The organism is Streptomyces sp. ISL-43 (genome assembly GCF_018614195.1).
In the GTDB taxonomy this organism is placed as follows: Bacteria; Actinomycetota; Actinomycetes; order Streptomycetales; family Streptomycetaceae; genus Streptomyces.
Genome location: NZ_JAGGOT010000002.1, coordinates 366,573 through 387,097 on the forward strand (window position 1 = coordinate 366,573; position 20,525 = coordinate 387,097).

Here is a 20,525-nt window from a genome sequence, read left to right on the forward strand (position 1 = left end):
TGGCTACGACGGGGTGGGGTTATCCCCCGTTTACCTCGGCCCGGCTACCCGATGGCATCGGGCGCGCGCGCTTGACAGGGTGGGCGCATGACCGCGACCGATCACACCCCCGGCGACGACGCTCCTCCTCCCGTGCGCGCTCCCTTCAGTGCCGTGACGTGGAAGGAAATCGCGTACCTGCTGAGCAATTTCCCCGCCGCCCTCATCGGGTTCGTCTACACGGTCTTCATGGTGTCGACCGCGGGCGGTCTGTCCGTGACCGCGATCGGTCTTCCGCTGCTCGCATGCGGTCTTTTCCTGTCTCGCCAGTTGGGACGGCTGGAACGGGCGCGGGCGCGCGATCTCTTGGGCGTGCGGGTGGAGGAGCCGAGCCCGATGCCCGGGCCGGCGCGCGCCGGGGGGTTCTTCCCCTGGCTGTGGGCCGGACTCAAGGACCCGGTGGCGTGGCGGACCGTGCTGTTCGAGCTGGTGCGGCTGCCGTGGGCGGTGCTCACCTTCGCCGTGGCGCTGACCGGGCTGTTCGTGCTGTGGCCGGTACTGCCGTGGGTGGCCCGCGGGCTCGCGAACGTGGACCGGGCGATGGTACGGGGCCTCCTGTCGCCGTCGGACGAACTGGAGCGGCGGATCGCGGAACTGGAGTCCGACCGGGGGGTCGTCGTCGACACGGCGGCGGCGGACCTGCGGCGCATCGAACGGGACCTGCACGACGGGGCGCAGGCCCGGCTGGTGGCGCTGGCCATGGGGCTGGGCCTGGCGAAGGAGAAGCTGCTGGAGGACCCCGAGGGGGCGGCGGCGATGGTGGACGAGGCGCACGGCGAGGTGAAGCTCGCGCTGCGCGAACTGCGGGACCTGGCGCGGGGCATCCACCCGGCGGTGCTGACCGACCGGGGGCTGGACGCGGCGCTGTCGTCGGTGGCTTCGCGGTGCCTGGTGCCGGTGAAGGTGGCGGTCGACCTGCCGGCGCGGCCGGCGGAGGCGATCGAGGGGATCGCGTACTTCGTGGTCTCGGAGCTGCTGCAGAACGTGAGCAAGCACGCGGGTCCGCAGGCGCGGGGCGCCTCCGTGGAGGTCTGGCGGGCGGAGCGGCGGCTGCTGATCCGGGTGTCGGACGACGGGCGCGGCGGTGCGGACGTCCGGGGCGGGTCGGGGCTGGCGGGGCTCGGTGAACGGCTGGACGCGGTGGACGGGGTGCTGGTGGTGGAGTCCCCGGAGGGGGCGGGGACGGTGGTGACGGCGGAGCTGCCGTGGCGCGATCGCGTGGCGTGAGCGGGGGCCCGGCCGGGCCGCCGTTTCCGGCTGCGGCGCCGTGGCAGCGCCCCGAACGCCGGCGGGGCTGAGGTACGGCTCCGGTGCCCGCCGTCTCCAGCCCCGCCCGGGAGGTGCTCCGGGGCGGGGCTGAGGCATGGCTGCGGCGCGGCGGGAGCGCTCTGATCCGGTGGCCGCCCCGCCACCCCTCCGCGCTGCCCGAGACGTGCTCCCGGGCGGCGCGGAGGGGGGGGCGGCGCCCGGTCCGGTGTAGGGGGTGGGGATAACCCCCGGGGGGAGAGACCGACGCGCCGGATGGTTTCGGTGGGGGCGCGGCGGGAGGGTTGGAGGGTCAAGGCGGATCGAAAGGCGGGTCGGGATCATGGGCAGCAGCGCGCACGGCGGCAGTGGGATCGGCAGGGTGCTGCGGGCTCCCGTGGAGGGGCGGACCTGGCGGGAGTTCGGGTATCTGCTGCTCGGGCTGCCGCTCAGCGCGCTCTACTTCTCGCTCGCCGTCGCGGGCGTCAGCCTCGGCGCCGGACTGCTCGTCACCTTCCTCGGAGTCCCGGTGCTCGCCGGGGTGCTCGCCCTGTGCCGCGGCTTCGGCCGGCTGGAGCGCGCCCGGGTGCGCGGGATGCTGGGCCACGACATCGCCGAGCCCGCGCCGATCCGGGCGAGGAAGAGCGGGATGATCGCCGCCATGGGGGCGCTGCTGAAGAGCGGGAGCGCCTGGCGGCACGTGCTGTACTCCGTGATCCACTTCCCCTGGGCGGTGTTCAGCTCCTGCGTGGCCCTGGTGTTCTGGGCCTTCGGGTGGGCGATGCTGCTGTACCCCCTCTGGTTCTGGGTCTTCCCGGCCTACACCGACCAGCCGGGGTTGCAGCTCTTCCAGAACGACGAGTACTCGTTCTACCTGGACTCGCCCCTGGCGATCGCGCTGACCTGCCTGATCGGGCTCGCCTTCACCGTCACCACTCCCTGGGTCGTCCGCGCCCTGACGACCGTCGACCGGGTGCTCGTCGCCGGGCTGCTCGGCCCGTCGCGGCTCGCGCACCGGGTCACCGAGCTGGAGTCCGACCGCGGGGTCGTCGTCGACACGGCGGCCGCCGACCTGCGGCGCATCGAGCGGGACCTGCACGACGGGGCGCAGGCCCGGCTGGTGGCGCTGGCCATGGATCTGGGGCTGGCGAAGGAGAAGCTGACCGAGGACCCGCGGGCGGCCGCCCGCATGGTCGACGAGGCGCACGGCGAGGTGAAGATCGCCCTGCAGGAGCTGCGCGACCTGGCCCGCGGGATCCATCCGGCGGTACTCACCGACCGCGGTCTGGACGCGGCGCTGTCCTCGGTGGCCTCCCGGTGTGCCGTGCCGGTACGGGTGGCCGTGGAGCTGCCCGCGCGTCCGGCGGCGGCGATCGAGGGGATCGCGTACTTCACCGTCTCGGAGCTGCTCCAGAACATCAGCAAGCACGCGAGGGCCCGTACGGCCGCCGTCGACGTGTGGAAGTCCGGCGAGCGGCTGCTGATCCAGGTCACGGACGACGGCCGGGGCGGAGCGTCCGCCCTGACCGGGTCGGGACTGGCCGGGCTGGCCGAGCGGCTGGACGCGGTGGACGGCGTGCTCATCGTGGACTCCCCCGCGGACGGCGGCACCACCGTCACCGCCGAGCTCCCCTGGCGCGCCTGACCGTCTCCGCGCGCCCGGCAAGGTCCGAAAGCGGGGCCGAAGGGCTGACTTTCGGGTCCGCGGGGCGGAGGGAGGGCTTCCGACCCCGAAAACAGCTTTCCCACCCCTACTCGTTGATCCCACTCCGCCTTGATCCGGCCGCAAGGCTGGGATGCTTGGCTGAGTCAGGGAAACGGGCGAGTGAACATGGGAGCTGCTGAGTCGTGGAAGACAGGGTGCGGGTGGTCATCGCCGAGGATTCAGTGCTGCTGCGTGAGGGCCTGACCCGGTTGCTGACCGACCGGGGGCATGACGTCGTTGCGGGCGTCGGGGACGCGGAAGCCCTGATCAAGACGGTGGCGGAGCTGGCAGCGGAGGACGCGCTGCCGGATGTGGTGGTGGCCGATGTGCGGATGCCGCCGACGCACACCGACGAAGGCGTGCGTGCCGCCGTGCGGCTGCGGCGCGACTACCCCGGCATAGGGGTGCTCGTTTTGTCACAGTACGTGGAGGAGCAGTACGCCACCGAACTGCTGGCCGGTTCCAGCACCGGGGTGGGGTATCTGCTGAAGGACCGGGTGGCCGAGGTCCGGGAGTTCCTCGACGCCGTCGTGCGCGTGGCCCGGGGCGGCACCGCCCTGGACCCGGAGGTCGTGGCGCAGCTGCTCGGCCGCAGCCGCAAGCAGGACGTACTGGCCGGGCTGACCCCGCGCGAGCGCGAGGTGCTCGGGCTGATGGCCGAGGGGCGGACCAATTCCGCCGCGGCCAAGCAGCTGGTGGTGAGTGACGGGGCGGTGGAGAAGCACGTGAGCAACATCTTCATGAAGCTCGGCCTGTCACCGAGTGACGGGGATCACCGGCGTGTGCTGGCCGTCCTCACCTACCTAAGATCTTGATCAACTGACACTCTGTCAGGTAAGGCCGGATTCGGACAGACCGTCTCAGAGGACGGTCCAGAAAATGAGCATCCAGGGGCAACAATCCCTACGGACGTAGGGTGGAACTTGGGAGAGCTCACGCCTCGAAGGAGGTCCAGTTCAGTGACCAGCCAGGTCAGTAGCCCAGCCGAGCAGTCCGACGGGGCCGAAGGCGCGGTCGTCGGCGAGCAGCGGACGCCCCCGGGCCCGAACGGTGACAACCCGGCCGGAGGCGGCACCACCGCCCCCGCCGGCGGGGGCGGCAAGGAAGTCCGCCGCCTCGATCGGGTGATCATCCGCTTCGCGGGTGACTCGGGTGACGGAATGCAGCTCACCGGTGACCGCTTCACCTCGGAGACCGCTTCCTACGGGAACGACCTCTCGACGCTGCCGAACTTTCCCGCCGAGATCAGGGCGCCCGCCGGAACCCTGCCGGGCGTGTCGTCCTTCCAGCTGCATTTCGCCGATCACGACATCCTGACGCCCGGCGACGCCCCGAACGTGCTGGTCGCGATGAACCCGGCCGCACTGAAGGCGAACATCGCGGACGTGCCGCGCGGTGCGGAGATCATCGTCAATACCGATGAGTTCACCAAGCGCCCGATGGCGAAGGTCGGCTACGAGAGCTCCCCGCTGGAGGACGGCTCCCTGGACGCCTACAGCGTCCACCCGGTGCCACTGACCACCCTGACCATCGAGGCGCTGAAGGACTTCGGGCTGTCCCGCAAGGAGGCCGAGCGCAGCAAGAACATGTTCGCGCTGGGTCTGCTGTCCTGGATGTACCACCGGCCCACCGAGGGCACCGAGACGTTCCTGCGGCAGAAGTTCGCGAAGAAGCCGCAGATCGCCGAGGCGAATGTGGCGGCCTTCCGGGCGGGCTGGAACTTCGGCGAGACCACCGAGGACTTCGCCGTCTCCTACGAGGTGGCCCCGGCCACCCGCGCCTTCCCGGCCGGCACCTACCGCAACATCTCGGGGAACCTGGCCCTGTCCTACGGGCTGATCGCCGCAGGTCAGCAGGCCGATCTCCCCCTCTACCTGGGCTCGTACCCGATCACCCCGGCCTCCGACATCCTGCACGAGCTGAGCAAGCACAAGAACTTCGGCGTGCGGACCTTCCAGGCCGAGGACGAGATCGCGGGGATCGGCGCGGCCCTGGGCGCGGCCTTCGGCGGCTCCCTCGCCGTGACGACGACCTCGGGCCCCGGCGTGGCGCTGAAGTCCGAGACGATCGGTCTGGCGGTCTCGCTGGAGCTGCCGCTGCTGATCGTGGACATCCAGCGCGGCGGCCCTTCGACGGGTCTGCCGACCAAGACCGAGCAGGCCGATCTGCTCCAGGCCATGTACGGGCGCAACGGCGAGGCCCCGGTCCCGATCGTGGCCCCGCGCACCCCGGCGGACTGCTTCGACGCCGCGCTCGACGCCGCCAGGATCGCGCTGACCTACCGGACCCCGGTGTTCCTGCTCTCCGACGGCTACCTCGCCAACGGCTCCGAGCCCTGGCGGATCCCGGACGTGGCGGACCTCCCGGACCTGACGGTGCAGTTCGCCTCCGGCCCCAACCACGAGCTCGCGGACGGCACCGAGGTGTTCTGGCCGTACAAGCGCGATCCGCGGACCCTGGCCCGCCCCTGGGCGGTCCCCGGCACCCCGGGCCTCGAACACCGCATCGGCGGCATCGAGAAGCAGGACGGCACCGGCAACATCTCCTACGACCCCGCGAACCACGACCTCATGGTCCGTACCCGCCAGGCCAAGATCGACGGCATCGAGGTCCCGGACCTGGAAGTCGACGACCCGGACGGCGCACGGACCCTGGTCATCGGCTGGGGCTCGACCTACGGCCCGATCACGGCCGCCGTACGCCGGCTGCGGCTCGCCGGGCTCCCCATCGCGCAGGCCCATCTGCGCCACCTCAACCCCTTCCCGAGGAATCTGGGCGAGGTCCTGAAGCGTTACGACAAGGTAGTGGTGCCGGAGATGAACCTCGGGCAGCTCGCGACCCTCCTGAGGGCGAAGTACCTGGTCGACGCGGCGTCGTACAACCAGGTGAACGGCATGCCGTTCAAGGCCGAGCAGCTCGCCACGCATCTCGAGGAGGCCATCAATGACTGAGGCGCCCACCCTGCTCTCCCTCGTCCCCAAGGCCGCCGCCAAGCAGTCCATGAAGGACTTCAAGTCGGACCAGGAAGTCCGCTGGTGCCCCGGCTGTGGCGACTACGCGGTCCTCGCCGCCGTGCAGGGCTTCATGCCCGAGCTCGGCCTGGCGAAGGAGAACATCGTCTTCGTCTCCGGCATCGGCTGCTCCTCCCGCTTCCCGTACTACATGAACACCTACGGGATGCACTCCATCCACGGCCGCGCCCCGGCCATCGCCACCGGCCTCGCCTCCTCGCGCCGCGACCTCTCCGTCTGGGTCGTCACCGGCGACGGCGACGCCCTCTCCATCGGCGGAAACCACCTGATCCACGCCCTGCGCCGCAACGTCAACCTCAAGATCCTGCTGTTCAACAACCGGATCTACGGACTGACCAAGGGCCAGTACTCCCCCACCTCCGAGGTCGGCAAGATCACCAAGTCGACCCCGATGGGCTCCCTCGACGCGCCCTTCAACCCGGTGTCCCTGGCCATCGGCGCGGAAGCCTCCTTCGTGGCCCGGACGGTCGACTCCGACCGCAAACACCTCACCGAGGTACTGCGCGCCGCCGCCGACCACCAGGGCACGGCGCTGGTGGAGATCTACCAGAACTGCAACATCTTCAACGACGGCGCCTTCGAGGTCCTGAAGGACCGGGAGCAGGCACAGGACGCCGTGATCCGCCTGGAGCAGGGGCAGCCGATCCGCTTCGGCGTCGACAACGCCAAGGGCGTCGTGCGCAACCCGGCCACCGGAGACCTGGAGGTCGTCACCGTCACCCCGGAGAACGAGTCGCGGGTCCTGATCCACGACGCGTCCTCCGCGTCCCCGACCAACGCCTTCGCGCTCTCCCGCCTCGCCGACCCCGACACGCTGCGCCAGACCCCCATCGGTGTCTTCCGCAACGTACGGCGGCCGGTCTACGACACGCTCATGGCCGAGCAGCTGGAGACGGCCGTGGACCGCAGCGGCAAGGGCGACCTGAGCACGCTGCTGAGCGGGAACGACACCTGGACCGTCGTCGGCTGAGCCCCTCGGCTCCCGGCGGCCCCCGCCGACCGAAGCCCGGATCTCCCTCTGGAGGTCCGGGCTTCGGCGTATCCGGACGCGCCTCACACCCTTCTCCACCAGCTTACTTTCTAAAAGTTAGCGCTTACCGTAAGGTTGCGTCAGGCCCCACCCCCGAGGCCCACCGCACGGAGGAGAACCCCCATGAGCATCGTCGTCACCGGAGCCACCGGAGCCCTCGGCCGCCTTGTCGTCGAGGAGCTGCTGACCCGCGTCCCCGCCGACCGGATCGCCGCCGTCGTACGCGACGCCGCCAAGGCCGCCGACCTCGCCGAGCGCGGCGTCGAGCTGCGGGTCGCCGACTACGACGACCCCGCGAGCCTGGCCGGGGCCTTCCGGGCCGGCGACCGGGTGCTGCTGGTCTCCGGCAACGAGATAGGCCGCCGGGTCGCCCAGCACACCGCCGTCCTGAAGGCCGCGAGCGCCGCCGGGGTCGCCCAGCTCGCCTACACCGGCATCCTCGGCGGACCCGAGGCCGACTTCGAGCTGGCGGCCGAGCACCGGGCCACCGAGCAGGCGATCCTCGACTCCGGGATCCCGTACACCTTCCTGCGCAACGGCTGGTACCACGAGAACTACACCCGCGACCTGGCCTCCCAGCTGGAGCGCGGCGCCCTCGTGGGCAGCGCGGGCGAGGGCCGCGTCGCCTCGGCGGCCCGCGCCGACTACGCGGCCGCCGCTGCCGTGGCGCTGACCGGCGAGGGCCACCTGAACCGGGCCTACGAGCTCTCCGGGGACGCCTCGTGGAGCCTGGCGGAGTACGCCGCCGAGCTGTCGGCCCAGGCGGGCCGCGAGGTCGCGTACACCGAGCTCACGCCCGAGGCGCACCAGGCGGTCCTGACCGGCGCCGGGCTCCCGGAGGGGTTCGCGGCGGTGTTCGTGGACGTGGACGCGGCGATCCGGCGCGGCCGGCTGGCCTCCACCGGCGGCGACCTGACCCGGCTCATCGGGCGGCCGACGACTCCGGTGGCCGGGGCGATCGCGGACGCGCTGGCCGCCACGCGACCGTAGGACCGGAAGCGTCATGAGCATCTCGCGGTAACGGTGATGACATCCGGCCCGTCCGGCGCTACGGTCTTCAGGTTGGCTTGAATATCACTGGAGGTCCCGTGAAGGCGGAGAACGACCAGCGCGCGGGTCTGCTCTACGGATTCGGCGCGTACGGGATGTGGGGCGTCGTACCCCTCTTCTGGCCGCTCCTGCAGCCCTCCGGAGCCCTGGAGATCCTCGCCCACCGCATGGTGTGGTCCCTGGCCGTCGTCGGCCTGGCGCTGCTCGCCCTGCGCCGCTGGAGCTGGGTGAGCGAGCTGCTGCGCCAGCCGCGCAAGCTCGCGCTCACCGGGCTGGCCGCCGCCCTGATCACCGTGAACTGGGGCGTGTACATCTGGGCCGTCAACAACGGCGCGGTGGTCGAGGCGAGCCTCGGCTACTTCATCAACCCCCTCGTCACCATCGCGCTCGGCGTGCTGCTCCTCGGCGAACGGCTGCGCCGCGCGCAGTGGGCGGCGGTCGGCATCGGCGTGGCCGCTGTACTGGTGCTGGCCATCGGGTACGGGCGGCCGCCGTGGATCTCGCTCGTGCTCGCCTTCTCCTTCGCCATGTACGGGCTGATCAAGAAGAAGCTCAACATGGGCGGCCTGGAATCGCTGACCGCCGAGACCGTGCTGCTGTTCCTGCCCGCCCTGGGCTACCTGCTGTGGCTGGGCGCGCGGGGGCAGTCCACCTTCGCCGCCCAGGGCCTCGGGCACTCCGCGCTGCTCGCCTCGACCGGGCTGGTCACCGCGATCCCGCTGGTCTGCTTCGGCGCGGCCGCGATCCGGGTGCCGCTGTCCACCCTCGGGCTGCTCCAGTACACGGCCCCGGTCTTCCAGTTCGGGCTCGGCGTCCTGTACTTCCACGAGGCCATGCCGCCCGCCCGCTGGGCCGGCTTCTCCCTGGTCTGGGCCGCCCTCTCGATCCTCACCTGGGAAGCGCTGCGCACCGCCCGCCACACCCGGGCCATCCGCCTCGGATCGCTCCCGACGGGCCTCACGACCGGCCTCCCGACGGGCCTCGCGCACCGCGCGACCGCCGCCGCCGTCCCGGCCGCCGCGGCCCCCGCCAAGACCCCGGAGCACGAGCCCGCCTAGCCGGAGCCGCGGGCGCGCTCCCGCACCCCTCGATCCCCGCCCCGGAGTTCCGGAGCGGGGATCGTCCGGTTTCCGAACCAACATGACCGGATTGTGTTCTTGACGGACAGTCACACTCTCCCCCAACATCAGGCTCGCACTGACGCACGACGCACTGCCGTACCCACGCAGTAGCGCCGACGCACAGGCATGCTCACCCGCGCCACCCGCACGTTCCGCACACATCCCCAGTACGGAATCTCGGAGCCCCCACATGAGCCTGTCCGTTTCCCGGCGCCTGGCCGCCGTGACCGCCGTCGCGGTCGCCGGCCTGTTCGCCGCCACCGCTCCCGCCGCGCTCGCCTCGCCGACCGCGGTCAACGCGGCGCCGACGCCGCCCGACATCCCGGTCGCCAACGTCAAGGCGCACCTGACGCAGCTGCAGTCCATAGCCACCGCCAACGGCGGCAACCGCGCGCACGGCAGGGCCGGCTACAAGGCCTCGATCGACTACGTGAAGGCCAAGCTGGACGCGGCCGGCTTCACGACCACCCTGCAGACCTTCACCTCCAGCGGCGCGACCGGCTACAACCTGATCGCCGACTGGCCGGGCGGCGACCCGAACTCGGTCCTGATGTCCGGCTCCCACCTGGACTCGGTGACCGCGGGCCCCGGCATCAACGACAACGGTTCCGGCTCGGCCGCCATCCTGGAGACCGCGCTCGCCGTCTCCCGGGCCCAGCTCCAGCCGACGAAGCACCTGCGCTTCGGCTGGTGGGGCGCGGAAGAGCTGGGCATGATCGGCTCGAAGTACTACGTCAACAACCTGCCGGCCGCCGAGAAGTCGAAGATCTCCGGCTACCTGAACTTCGACATGATCGGCTCGCCGAACCCGGGCTACTTCGTCTACGACGACGACCCGACGATCGAGCAGACCTTCAAGAACTACTACGCCGGCATCGGCGTCTCCACCGAGATCGAGACCGAGGGCGACGGCCGCTCCGACCACGCGCCGTTCAAGAACGCGGGCATCCCGGTCGGCGGGCTGTTCTCCGGCGCCGACTACACCAAGACGGCGGCCCAGGCGCAGAAGTGGGGCGGCACCTCCGGTCAGGCCTTCGACCGCTGCTACCACTCCTCCTGCGACACCGCGGCGAACATCAACGACACCGCCCTGGACCGCAACTCCGACGCCGTCGCCTACGCGGTCTGGAACCTGGGGGCGGCCACCCCGGTCCCGCCGGGCCCGTCCTTCGAGAACACCGCGGACGTGAACATCCCGGACTCCCCCGCCGCCGCGGTGACCTCGCCCATCACGGTCTCGGGTGTCACGGGCAACGCCCCGGCCACCACCAAGGTCGACGTGAACATCGTCCACACCTATCGCGGTGACCTGGTCCTCGACCTGATCGCCCCCGACGGGACGGCGTACCGGCTGAAGAACTCCAGCTCGGACTCCGCCGACAACATCGTCGCCTCGTACACGGTCAACGCGTCGAGCGAGGTGGCCAACGGGGTGTGGAAGCTCCAGGTCAAGGACGTGGCGGCGCAGGACGTCGGCTACATCAACAGCTGGAAGATCACCTTCTGAGACGTGATCCGCGCGTCATGACGGGGGGAGGGCGGCAGACCGGCCCTAATGGTCTAGACCTCTAGGGCTCCGGTGTGGTCTGACCGGACCATGCCGGAGATCATCGCCGCCCTGCTCGGCATGGTCGCCCAAGCCGCCGCCGCCCTCAACCCCGCACTCCTCGTGCGGGGGCGGCGGCGGCTCCGGCGGCTCACGGACCACGCCCAGGGCCGCTCCGTGCTCGTCCCCTGCGATCTGCGCGACCGCGAGCTGACCGGCGGTACCTGGGCCGAGGGCCACTTGGAGCTGCCGCCCGGCGGACCGGGCGGACCGGTGGGCCGGCGCGCGAAGGGGCGTACGACGTCGCGGACCGCGGGGTTCCCGCCGCTGGAGGCCGTCTCCGCCGACGAGATCAGCGTTGCCTTCCGCTCCGAGGACGGCGCCACCGAACTGCGGCTCCACCCGGGCGAGGCGCCGATGGTGCTACGCGTCCTGCGCGCCGCCCCGTAGCGAGGCCGGCAGGGGCTCCTGGATCCGGGCCCGCAACTCCTCGGCGACCGCCTCGACATCGGCGTGCCCCAGCTTCGCGGCCTCCACCAGATCGCCGAGCTCCTCCGGCGACGGCAGCTGCTTGGCCCCGGCCACGCGCAGGTACGAGCGGGTCGCGGCGGCGGCGTAGAACTCGTTCATCGGGGATTCCAGCGCCGGGCACACCGCGAGGGTGTGCAGAAACGCGGCGGCCCGCCACGCGGTGTCCGGGGCGGGCTGCTCGGGCACCAGGACGAGGTCGTTCTGGTGCCGGGCCACGGCGGCGGCCACTCCGGAGGGATCCCACACGGCGGGATCGGACGGGAGGTGGTGGGCCAGAGCGGTCCAGGCCCACTCCATGGTGATCTTCACTGCCCGAACCGCTCCTGGAAGTAGCCCCAGTGGTCGGCGAACTCCTCGATCCCGGACAGGAAGTTCTTCCGGTCCTCGTCGAGCTCGCGTTCCGTGACTTCGGTGATCAGCGCGGTGACCGTCGTCCCCAGCGCCGCCGCGCGTGCCTTCAGGCGTTCGTGGAACTCTTCTTCCAGGCGGATGGTGACGTGTCTCGACATGCTTTTCACGGTACAGCGGGCCTGCTGTACGCAGGGCCGGAACGACGGAAGGGTGGGCAGGGACACATGTCCCCGCCCACCCTTGCCCGTCCCGCGGCTACTTGTTGGTGTCGGCGGCCTTCACGAGCGCGTCCTTGGTGACGGCTCCGACGTAGACCTTGCCGTCGTCCGTGATCAGCGCGTTGACCACGCGGGTCTTGAAGATCCGGCCCTCGCCGAACTTCCCGGAGACCTTGTCCCCGAGGGCGTCGAGGAACTGCTTGGCCTCCTTGGGGGCCTTCTCGTCCTTCGTCGCGCCCTCCAGGTCCTTCAGAGCGGTGGCCGAGCCGGTCTCGATCCGCGCGATCGACGTCCAGCCCTCGCCGAGCACCTTCATGTCGCCCTCGCCGGCGCCGCCGGTGAGGCCGCCGAGGCCCGGGATGGACTCCAGGGCGCCCAGGCCCCTGTCCTTGTCGCCCTTGCCGTGGTTCCCGCCGCCCTCGTTGACCTTGGCGTCCTTGGGCGGGGTGAAGGCGAAGGTGTCGGCGGCGGGCTTGGCGAAGTCCACCTTGGTGAAGCCCGCGTCCACGATCGGCTTGCCGCCGTCGGTGGACAGGAGCTGCACGCGCAGCGGCACGCCGTTCTTGGCGTCCACCGCGATCTTCACCGAGGCGACCGTGGAACCGGACGCCTTCGGCTTCAGGACCAGCTGGTAGGCGTCACGGCCGGCCACCTGGGCCGTGTCGCCGACGCTGACGTCCGTGGTCGGTCCGGCGGCCTTCAGGAGCTCCTGGGCGATCTCCTGCGGGGTGGCGGCGAGCCGGTCGCCGGTCTTGCGCTCCGCGCTCTTGCCGCCCTTGCCCGCGTCGGCCGGGGCCTTCTCGTGGAAGACCTCCTTGGACTTGGAGTCGTATCCCCAGACGTCGTCGCCGTTGTGGACGAGGCTGTACTCGTCCTTGCCGTCGACGAAGGTGAGCTTCTGCCGGTCCGGGCCGTCGGCGGCCACCCGGAAGGTGTGGGTGCCGCTCGCCAGCTGCGCGATCTTGTCCTCGGGGTCGGCGGAGCCTCCCGTGACCCCGCCGCCGCCGAGCAGGCCGGAGGCCAGCGACGGCAGGCCGAGGTCCGTGCTGATCTTGGCGCTGCCGGACAGCTGCTGTACGTCCGAGGCGGCGATCTTCTCGATGAGCTGCTGGGCCGTCACCTGCGGCAGGTCCGGCCCGCCGGAGTTCGCGAAGGCCGGGACCATCGCGATCGTGCCGGCGACCACACCGAACACCGCGACCGGTACGGCGTACCGAGCGGCCTTGCGGGTCTTTGAGTTCGTTGCCATGTCTGTCTGCCCTACCTCTGTGTGTACGGCGGCGACCTACCCGTCTTGCATGTACACGTCCACCCCGCGCCGCCACTCTCACCCGATCTGGTGGGGATGTGTCTCTATCTGACCAAAGCCAGGGGGTGAAGGCGTCAGCCCCCGGAGCCAACTGCGCGTACGCCCCAGGGATGACAAGAGGCGGGCCCGGCATCCCCTACCCGTAGGGGATGCCGGGCCCGCGCCTGCGTCTTCGGCAAGAACCGCGCCGGGTCAGCCCGCGCGGTGGACCACCGCGTCGCACAGCTCCACCAGCGCCGACTTCGCGAAGCAGTCCGGCAGCGGCGCCAGCGTGGCCCGCGCCTCTTCGGCGTAGCGGACGGTGTCCCGGCGGGCCTGCTCCAGGGCGGGGTGGGCCCGCAGCCGCGACAGCGCCTCGGCGTGGCGGACGTCGTCCGTCAGATCGCCGTCCAGGAGCCGTACGAGGTCCAGGTCGTCCGGGTTGCCGTCGCGTGCGGCCATCTCGCGCAGCCGCAGTACGGGCAGCGTCGGGATGCCCTCGCGCAGGTCGGTGCCCGGGGTCTTGCCGGACTCGTGCGCGTCGGAGGCGATGTCGAGGACATCGTCGGCGAGTTGGAAGGCGGTGCCGAGCCGCTCGCCGTACTGGGTCAGGATGTCGACGACCGACTCGTCGGCGCCGGACATCAGCGCGCCGAAGCGGCCCGAGACGGCGATCAGCGAACCGGTCTTGCCCGCGATGACATCGAGGTAGTGCTCGACGGGGTCTCGGCCGTCGCGCGGGCCGGCCGTCTCCAGGATCTGGCCCGTCACCAGCCGCTCGAAGGCCTCCGCCTGGATCCGTACGGCCTCGGGTCCGAGGTCGGCCAGGATGTGCGAGGCGCGGGCGAACAGGAAATCACCCGTCAGGACGGCCACGGAGTTGCCCCAGCGGGCGTTGGCGCTGTCCACGCCGCGGCGCACGTCCGCCTCGTCCATGACGTCGTCGTGGTAGAGCGTCGCCAGGTGGGTGAGCTCCACGACGACGGCGGAGGGCACGATCCCGGGTGCGTAGGGATCGCCGAAGCGGGAGGCAAGCATCACGAGCAGCGGCCTGAACCGCTTGCCTCCGGCGCGCACCAGATGCTGCGCTGCCTCGGTGATGAAGGGGACTTCGCTCTTGGTGGCTTCCAGCAGACCCGCCTCGACGGCGGCCAGTCCGGCCTGGACATCGGTCTCAAGAGCCTGGTCCCGCACGCTCAGTCCGAACGGCCCGACGACGGTCACGAGGGGTACTCCTGTCTGCTGACGATCACGTTGACGATCACATGGATTGTCGATGTGTCGCTGCCATCACTCAAGCCAGCGTATCGGGTCCCTTTTCGATCACCCAGGGCGGCTGTCCGGTCACCACTCGAGCAGTGCCCGATGCGCACCGGTATGTTCGTGAGGAGCCGAAACAACCGGAGAATACGTTTTGTCCAGAACTGCAACCGATATAGACGAGCCCGCGGACCCGGAGGCGGACCAGCCGCCTCCCGGCGACGACCACGCCTTCCTCGGACACCCCCGGGGCCTCGCCACGCTGTCCGGACTGGAGGTCTGGGAGCGTTTCTCCTTCCTGGGCATGCAGGCCATCCTCGTCCTCTACTTCGCGGACACGGTGGCCCACGGCGGCCTGGGGATGGACCCGGGTACCGCGGCCTCGGTCTCGGCGGCCTACGGGACCATGGTCTACCTCGTCTCCGTCGCGGGCGGTTGGCTCGCCGACCGGATCCTCGGTTCGTACCGCGCCGTGCTGTGGGGCGGAATCCTGATCGCCTGCGGCCACTACGCCATGGCCGTGCCCACGGCCGGCATGACCTGGGTGGGCCTCGGCCTGATCAGCGCCGGCACCGGCCTGCTCAAGCCGAACGTGGCCAGCATGGTCGGCAAGCTGTACAAGACGGACGACCAGCGGCGCGACGCCGGCTTCGCCCTCTACTACATGGGCATCAACATCGGCGCCTTCGCCGGCCCGCTGATCACCGCATGGCTCGGTGAGCACAAGGGCTGGCACTGGGGCTTCTCGGCCGCCGCCATCGGCATGACCGCGGGCCTGGTCCAGTACGTCCTCGGGCGCCGCCACCTGGCCGGCCGCAAGCACTCCGCCACGCTTGTGAATCAGGCCGGCGCGCTCGCGCCCGAGGCGATGCGCTCCGCAGTGACGAAGATCATCGGCGGGTTCCTCGCCTTCGCCGCGCTCGCCACTCTTCTGGCGGTACTGGGCTGGCTGACGATGGGCCGGTTCGTGGACCTGCTCACCCTGATCTCGGTGATCGCGCCGATCGTCTACTTCGCGGTCATGTTCCGCAGCCCCCGGGTGACGGCCGAGGAGCGGGGGCGCCTGCGGCCGTACGTCGTACTCTTCATGGCCTCGGTCGCCTTCAACTTCATCCTCTTCCAGGCGTACTCGACGATGATGCTGCTCGCCTCGACGAACGCCCGCACCGAGATCCTCGGCTTCACCTTCCCCGCCGGCTGGTACGCCTCCGCGCTCGGCGCCTTCGAGGTGCTCCTCGCCCCGGTCGTCGCGGCGCTGTGGGTCCGGATGGGCCGCCGCCAGCCGCACGCCTCCAACAAGATCGCCATCGGCGTGATCCTGGGCGGCCTGTCGTTCCTGCTGATGGTCATCCCCACCTCGGGGCACACCGGGGACACCTACAAGATGGCCGCCTGGTGGATCATCGGCTCCTACCTGCTGCTCGGACTCGGCGACATCCTGCTGGAGACCTCCGGCATGTCGGCCACCACGAAACTCGCCCCCAAGGCGTTCGGCAGCCAGACCATGGCCCTGTGGTTCCTCTCGCTGGCCCTGGCCAACGGCATCCAGGCGCAGGTCGTCAAGGTCTACGGCCAGGTCTCCAACCCCGCCTACTTCGGCGTCAACGGCGCCGTCGCGGTCGCGGTGGGACTGGCCGTGATCGCGCTCGCGCCGTGGCTCAAGCGCACGATGCACCCCGTCCACTGACCGTCCGCCGAGGTGATTGGTGGTCAACCCCCGATGATCATCCGTACCGACTTCCCCTACGAAACCATCCGCGAGGACGTCCGGATTCCGATGCCCGGGGGTACCTCCCGGGCCGAAGGCTCCGGGGGAGGCATCGAGCTGTACGCCCGCGTGTGGCGCCCGGTGACGGACGAGCCCGTCCCGGCACTGCTGGAGTACCTCCCGTACCGGCTGACCGACTGGACCGCGCCGCGCGACTGGCAGCGCCACCCGTGGTACGCGGGGCACGGCTACGCCTCCGTACGGGTCGACGTGCGCGGCCACGGCTGCAGCGGCGGCGACCCGGGCGACGAGTACGACGCCCGGGAACTCGCCGACGGGGTCGCGGTGGTGGAGTGGCTGGCCGCCCAGCCCTGGTGCACGGGGTCCGTGGGCATGTTCGGGATCTCCTGGGGCGGCTTCAACAGCCTGCAGATCGCCGCGCTCGCCCCGGAGCCGCTCAAGGCGGTCGTCACCGTCTGCTCCACGGACGACCGGTACGACAACGACGTGCACTACATGGGCGGCTCGCTGCTCGCCGTCGACATGCACGCCTGGGCGGCGACCATGCTCGCCTTCTCCTCCCGCCCGCCGGACCCGCTCTACGTGGGCGAGGGCTGGCGCGACCAGTGGCTCTCGCGCCTCGGCGCCGTCGAACCCCTCCTCCACACCTGGCTCTCCCACCAGACCCGCGACGCCTACTGGCGCCACGGGTCCGTGTACGAGGACTACGGGGCCGTCCGCGCGGCGGTGCTCGCGGTGGGCGGCTGGCACGACCCGTACCGGGACACGGTGCTGCGGCTGGTCTCCGCCCTGCCCGCCGACCGGGTGCGCGGGCTGATCGGCCCCTGGTCGCACCAGTACCCGGACCGGGGGCTGCCGCCCGGTCCCGCCATCGGCTTCCTCCAGGAGACGCTGCGCTGGTGGGACCACTGGCTCAAAGGCGCCGACAACGGCGTGATGGGCGAGCCGGCGCTGCGGTCGTGGATCTCCGAGTCCCACCCGCCCGCGACGACCTACGAGACCCTGCCGGGCCGGTGGGTCGGCGACCCGTCCTGGCCCTCCCCGAACGTCGACCCGGTCACGTACGCCTTCCAGGGCGCGCCGGTGATCGTGGCCTCCCCGCAGCACACGGGCCTGGACGCGGGCCGCTTCTTCCCCTTCGGCAACGACGCCGACCTGCCGCCAGACCAGCGGGAGGAGGACGCGAAGTCGGCGTGCTTCGAGTTCCCCGTGGGCGAGGGCTCCGGGCCGGTGGAGATCCTGGGCCGGCCGGTGGTCCGGCTGCGCCTGCGGATGGACGTGCCGTACGGGCAGGTCGTGGCGCGGCTGTGCGACGTGGCTCCGGACGGGTCCTCCACGCTGGTCACGCGGGGCGTGCTGAACCTGTCCGCGCGCCAGGGACGGGACAAGGCGGTGCCGTGGCCCGTGGGCTCGTACGAGGACGTGCACTTCGAGCTGAACGGCATCGGGCACTCCTTCCCGCCGGGGCACCGGATCCGCCTCGCCCTCTCCTCCGCGTACTGGCCGTGGATCTGGCCGCGGGCCGGCTCGGAGCGGGGCTGGATCGTGGACCCGGCGGGCAGCGCGGTGGAGCTCCCGGTCCGCGATCCGTCCTCCGACGGGGAGCCGGTCCTCTTCGAGGCTCCCGAGCAGTCGGAGCCGCTGGGGGTCGTCTTCCCCGCCACGCTGGACGAGCCTCGGCCTGAACGGGTGGTCGTACGGGACGTCGCGCGGGGCGTGTGGCGGCTGGAGGTCGACCCGCGGTACGGCGGGACGCGGGTGTATCCGGACGGGCTGGAGTTCAGCGAGGACGCGCTGGAGGTCTACGAGATCCAGGAGGCGGATGCGCTGTCGGCGCGGACGCACTCGGAGTGGACCGTGCGGTTGCACCGGCCGGAGCTCGGGTGGGACGTGTCGGTGGTGACGCGGTCGGAGATCTCGTGCGACGAGGGGGGCTTCGTGACGTCGAACGAGGTGGTGTGCCGGGAGGGGGACGAGGTCCTCTTCCACCGCACGTGGGAGCGCCGCCTCCCCCGCGCGGCGGTGTGACGGGGCCCCGGGCCCGGGGCCCCGGGCTCCGCCCGGACCCCGCGCCCCAAACGCCGGCGGGGCTGGATCGGTCAACCGAAGAGGCGTTCCAGGACCACCGCGATGCCGTCCGATTCGTTCGAGAGGGTGACCTCGTCGGCTACGGCCACCAGTTCGCGGTGGGCGTCGGCCATCGCGACTCCGTACGCCGACCACGCGAACATCGGGATGTCGTTCGGCATGTCGCCGAAGGCGATCGTCGACGACGCGGTGACGTCCAGGAGTTCCGCCGCCACCGCCAGGCCGCTCGCCTTGTCGATGCCCGGCGGCTGCAGTTCGACCGTGTGCTCCCCGGCCATGGTGACGTTGACCAGGTCCCCGACCACCGCCCGCGCCACCTCCGTCAGCTCGTCGTCGGACAGCCGGGGGTGCTGGAGCAGCACCTTGTTGATCGGGGCGGCCCAGAGGCCGGACCGCGAGGCCACCCGCACCGTCGGCAGGTGCGGGTGCCACATCCGGTAGCCCGGCCCTATCAGCATCTCCGCGTCGAGGCCCTCCTGATTGACCGCCGCGAAGACCTCGCCGACCTCCGCTTCGATCTTCCCGAGGGCGACCTCGGCCAGCTCCCGGTCCATGGCCACGGAGTGCAGCAGCAGCCCGGCCGCCGCGTCGTAGACCTGCGCTCCCTGCCCGCACACCGCGAGCCCCCTGTAGCCGAGGCCGTCCAGGACGTGGCGAACCTGCGGGACGGGGCGGCCTGTCACGATGATGTGCCGGGCGCCGGCCGCGCGGGCGGCACGGAGCGCCGAGCGGGAGCGGGCCGAGACGGTGTCTCCGGCGCGCAGCAGAGTCCCGTCCAGGTCGGTGGCCACGAGTGCATAGGGGAGGGCGGAAGTCACGCGTTCAAGGATACGGACCCCCTCGGACAAGTCCTACAAATAGCGCCCGAATCCGGCCTCCCGCACGCCCCACCAGCCCCGTAACGTGTCAACCAGCCCCCGGGACACCCCCGGACCGCGTCGAAAGCGAGGCAGTACCCCATGCCCCAGCAGAGCCCCCTCGATGTTCCCGAGGGCGACCCGTTCGGGCCGCACAACCTCCCCTACGGCGTGTTCTCCACCGCCGGGGAGGACCGGCGCCGGATCGGCGTCCGCATCGGCGGGTACGTGCTCGACGCCGGGGCGGCCGCCGCCGCGCTCGGGTCCCCGTACACCGGACTGCTCGGACAGCCCACGCTCAACCCGCTGCTCGCCGCGGGCCGCACCGCCTGGCACGACGTGCGCCGCGCCCTGACCGCCTGGGTCACCGACCCCGGCCACCGGCCCACCGTCGAGCCGCACCTGCTGCCGCTGGACGAGGTCGTGCTGCACCTCCCCTACGAGGTCGCCGACTACGTCGACTTCTACGCGAGCGAGCACCACGCCACCAACGTCGGGAAGATCTTCCGCCCGGACGGTGACGCCCTGACCCCCAACTGGAAGCACCTGCCCATCGGTTACCACGGCCGGTCGGGAACGATCGTCGTGTCCGGGACTGATGTCGTACGGCCCTCTGGCCAGCGCAAGGCCCCCACCGACCCGGCGCCCGTCTTCGGGCCGTCCGTCAAGCTCGACATCGAGGCCGAGGTCGGCTTCGTCGTCGGCACGCCCTCCGAGATGGGCCGCCCGGTGGCCCTGGGCGACTTCGAGGACCACGTCTTCGGCCTGTTCCTGCTCAACGACTGGTCCGCGCGCGACATCCAGGCCTGGGAGTACGTACCGCTCGGCCCCTTCCTCGGCAAGTCCTTCGCCACCTCCGTCTCCGCCTGGGTGACGCCGCTGGAGGCCCTGGACGGTGCCCGGGTCGCCCCGCCCGCCCGCGACTTCCCCCTCCTGCCCTACCTCGACGACGACGCCGCCGACCGCCCCGGCGGCTTCGACCTGCGCATCACCGTCTCCATCAACGGGCAGGAGGTGGCCCGGCCGCCGTTCGCGTCGATGTACTGGACCGCCGCCCAGCAGCTCGCCCACATGACCGTCAACGGCGCCTCCCTGCGCACCGGCGACGTGTACGGCTCGGGCACCGTCAGCGGCCCGGACGTCGACGAGCGCGGCTCGCTGCTGGAGCTCACCTGGAACGGCCGCGACGCCATCGAACTCGCCGACGGCAAGCGCACCTTCCTGGAGGACGGCGACACCGTCACCCTCACCGCCTGGGCGCCGGGCTCCGACGGCACCCGCGTGGGCCTCGGCGAGGTCACCGGCCGCATCGTGGGCACCCGGTAGTCCGCTCCTTGGTTGGCCGGCGGGGCCGTATACGGCCCCGCCGGCGTTTGAACCGCGGGGTACCGAACGGCCGCTTCGCGCTCCACGACCCGGACGTCCGCTGCCGGCC

Annotated in this window: 17 protein-coding genes; 12 read left to right on the top strand and 5 right to left on the bottom strand. The window is 71.4% G+C overall.

Going from position 1 to position 20,525, the window contains the following annotated elements; translation table 11 throughout:
- The first annotated feature begins 87 nt into the window (after positions 1-87).
- From J7F03_RS02420 to J7F03_RS02460, 9 genes are all read left to right on the top strand, one after another.
- Positions 88-1,266 carry a sensor histidine kinase gene (locus tag J7F03_RS02420; protein WP_214946915.1) on the top strand — a complete coding sequence of 393 codons (1,179 nt, stop codon included), beginning with the start codon at positions 88-90 and terminating at the stop codon, positions 1,264-1,266.
- Between the two features lie 361 nt (positions 1,267-1,627).
- On the top strand, positions 1,628-2,929 hold the full coding sequence (locus J7F03_RS02425) for a sensor histidine kinase (protein ID WP_214946916.1): 1,302 nt from the start codon (positions 1,628-1,630) through the stop codon (positions 2,927-2,929).
- A gap of 215 nt (positions 2,930-3,144) precedes the next feature.
- Entirely contained in the window at positions 3,145-3,804 is a 660-nt protein-coding gene (locus J7F03_RS02430) for a response regulator transcription factor (RefSeq protein WP_214946996.1), read from the top strand.
- 144 nt (positions 3,805-3,948) lie between these two features.
- Positions 3,949-5,940 (top strand): 2-oxoacid:acceptor oxidoreductase subunit alpha, encoded by a 1,992-nt coding sequence (locus J7F03_RS02435; RefSeq protein ID WP_214946917.1) that lies wholly within the window; start codon positions 3,949-3,951, stop codon positions 5,938-5,940.
- Positions 5,933-6,991, top strand: coding sequence for a 2-oxoacid:ferredoxin oxidoreductase subunit beta (locus J7F03_RS02440; RefSeq protein ID WP_214946918.1), 1,059 nt, complete (start codon positions 5,933-5,935; stop codon positions 6,989-6,991). Before J7F03_RS02435 ends, J7F03_RS02440 begins: the two co-directional genes overlap by 8 nt.
- 183 nt (positions 6,992-7,174) lie before the next feature.
- Positions 7,175-8,041 (top strand): SDR family oxidoreductase, encoded by an 867-nt coding sequence (locus tag J7F03_RS02445; protein ID WP_214946919.1) that lies wholly within the window; start codon positions 7,175-7,177, stop codon positions 8,039-8,041.
- A 98-nt stretch (positions 8,042-8,139) separates the two neighbouring features.
- Complete coding sequence (gene rarD / locus J7F03_RS02450) at positions 8,140-9,159, top strand: EamA family transporter RarD (protein WP_214946920.1); 1,020 nt, start codon at positions 8,140-8,142, stop codon at positions 9,157-9,159.
- A 253-nt stretch (positions 9,160-9,412) separates the two neighbouring features.
- Positions 9,413-10,729 carry a M28 family metallopeptidase gene (locus J7F03_RS02455; protein WP_214946921.1) on the top strand — a complete coding sequence of 439 codons (1,317 nt, stop codon included), beginning with the start codon at positions 9,413-9,415 and terminating at the stop codon, positions 10,727-10,729.
- Positions 10,730-10,819: 90 nt separating this feature from the next.
- Entirely contained in the window at positions 10,820-11,218 is a 399-nt protein-coding gene (locus J7F03_RS02460; RefSeq protein WP_214946922.1) for a hypothetical protein, read from the top strand.
- Here the strand turns inward: J7F03_RS02460 and J7F03_RS02465 are convergent.
- The 4 genes from J7F03_RS02465 to J7F03_RS02480 form a co-directional block, all read right to left on the bottom strand.
- A complete protein-coding gene (locus J7F03_RS02465) occupies positions 11,192-11,608 on the bottom strand; it encodes a hypothetical protein (RefSeq protein ID WP_308378936.1) in 417 nt (138 codons plus the stop codon). The genes J7F03_RS02460 and J7F03_RS02465 overlap by 27 nt on opposite strands.
- Entirely contained in the window at positions 11,605-11,808 is a 204-nt protein-coding gene (locus tag J7F03_RS02470) for a ribbon-helix-helix domain-containing protein (protein WP_251071243.1), read from the bottom strand. Before J7F03_RS02470 ends, J7F03_RS02465 begins: the two co-directional genes overlap by 4 nt.
- A 97-nt stretch (positions 11,809-11,905) precedes the next feature.
- Positions 11,906-13,117, bottom strand: a complete 1,212-nt coding sequence (locus J7F03_RS02475) for a DUF2092 domain-containing protein (protein WP_214946924.1) — start codon at positions 13,115-13,117, stop codon at positions 11,906-11,908.
- 252 nt (positions 13,118-13,369) lie between these two features.
- Positions 13,370-14,380, bottom strand: a complete 1,011-nt coding sequence (locus J7F03_RS02480; protein ID WP_214946925.1) for a polyprenyl synthetase family protein — start codon at positions 14,378-14,380, stop codon at positions 13,370-13,372.
- Between the two features lie 190 nt (positions 14,381-14,570).
- Here J7F03_RS02480 and J7F03_RS02485 point away from each other — a divergent pair, with 190 nt between their 5' ends.
- Positions 14,571-16,103: a peptide MFS transporter gene (locus J7F03_RS02485; protein ID WP_214946926.1), complete on the top strand. Its 1,533-nt coding sequence runs from the start codon at positions 14,571-14,573 to the stop codon at positions 16,101-16,103.
- Between the two features lie 33 nt (positions 16,104-16,136).
- Positions 16,137-18,173 (top strand): CocE/NonD family hydrolase, encoded by a 2,037-nt coding sequence (locus J7F03_RS02490; protein ID WP_214946927.1) that lies wholly within the window; start codon positions 16,137-16,139, stop codon positions 18,171-18,173.
- Between the two features lie 71 nt (positions 18,174-18,244).
- Here the strand turns inward: J7F03_RS02490 and J7F03_RS02495 are convergent, their stop codons facing one another.
- Positions 18,245-19,051, bottom strand: coding sequence for an HAD family hydrolase (locus J7F03_RS02495; RefSeq protein WP_214946928.1), 807 nt, complete (start codon positions 19,049-19,051; stop codon positions 18,245-18,247).
- Positions 19,052-19,192: 141 nt separating this feature from the next.
- On the opposite strand from J7F03_RS02495, the gene fahA reads away from it, so the two are divergent.
- Entirely contained in the window at positions 19,193-20,416 is a 1,224-nt protein-coding gene (gene fahA / locus J7F03_RS02500; protein ID WP_214946929.1) for a fumarylacetoacetase, read from the top strand.
- Positions 20,417-20,525: the final 109 nt, after the last annotated feature.

Bases quoted from the DNA above. Each gene is read 5' to 3' on its own strand.
- J7F03_RS02420 (WP_214946915.1), top strand. From the start codon at position 88: ATGACCGCGACCGATCACACCCCCGGCGACGACGCTCCTCCTCCCGTG.
- J7F03_RS02425 (WP_214946916.1), top strand. From the start codon at position 1,628: ATGGGCAGCAGCGCGCACGGCGGCAGTGGGATCGGCAGGGTGCTGCGG.
- J7F03_RS02475 (WP_214946924.1), bottom strand. From the start codon at position 13,117: ATGGCAACGAACTCAAAGACCCGCAAGGCCGCTCGGTACGCCGTACCG.
- J7F03_RS02470 (WP_251071243.1), bottom strand. From the start codon at position 11,808: ATGTCGAGACACGTCACCATCCGCCTGGAAGAAGAGTTCCACGAACGC.
- J7F03_RS02490 (WP_214946927.1), top strand. From the start codon at position 16,137: ATGATCATCCGTACCGACTTCCCCTACGAAACCATCCGCGAGGACGTC.
- J7F03_RS02445 (WP_214946919.1), top strand. From the start codon at position 7,175: ATGAGCATCGTCGTCACCGGAGCCACCGGAGCCCTCGGCCGCCTTGTC.
- J7F03_RS02440 (WP_214946918.1), top strand. From the start codon at position 5,933: ATGACTGAGGCGCCCACCCTGCTCTCCCTCGTCCCCAAGGCCGCCGCC.
- J7F03_RS02460 (WP_214946922.1), top strand. From the start codon at position 10,820: ATGCCGGAGATCATCGCCGCCCTGCTCGGCATGGTCGCCCAAGCCGCC.
- fahA (WP_214946929.1), top strand. From the start codon at position 19,193: ATGCCCCAGCAGAGCCCCCTCGATGTTCCCGAGGGCGACCCGTTCGGG.
- J7F03_RS02455 (WP_214946921.1), top strand. From the start codon at position 9,413: ATGAGCCTGTCCGTTTCCCGGCGCCTGGCCGCCGTGACCGCCGTCGCG.